The sequence below is a fragment of the Streptomyces sp. URMC 126 genome, from assembly GCF_051386555.1.
In the GTDB taxonomy this organism is placed as follows: Bacteria; Actinomycetota; Actinomycetes; order Streptomycetales; family Streptomycetaceae; genus Streptomyces.
The window spans coordinates 1-230 of record NZ_JBPQTX010001443.1; the positions used below are offsets into that span (position 1 = coordinate 1).

The following is a 230-nucleotide window of genomic DNA, read 5'->3' on the forward strand; positions in this document are numbered from 1 at the left end:
GTACTGGAGTCCGCCGGCCTGGTCGTTCCACGGCGCAAGGGCCGCTACAAGTTCCACGACCTGAACACCGAACCCCTCGAACTCATCGTGACCCGATGGCTCAGGCCCGACACCCCGGAGAGCACACCATGAGGATCAACCTCACCAGCGTCTTCGTCGACGACAAGGACAAAGCCCTGCGCTTCTACACCGACGTGCTGGGCTTCGTGAAGAAGCACGACGTCCCGCTG

General features: G+C 62.6%; 1 protein-coding gene and 1 pseudogene. Both read left to right on the plus strand.

Going from position 1 to position 230, the window contains the following annotated elements:
* Positions 1-132, plus strand: a pseudogene (locus ACSNOK_RS36605) (transcriptional regulator); the annotation flags it as partial.
* Positions 129-230 (plus strand): VOC family protein (locus tag ACSNOK_RS36610; RefSeq protein ID WP_436784947.1); only part of this gene is annotated, 102 nt, incomplete at its 3' end. The pseudogene ACSNOK_RS36605 and the gene ACSNOK_RS36610, both read left to right, overlap by 4 nt.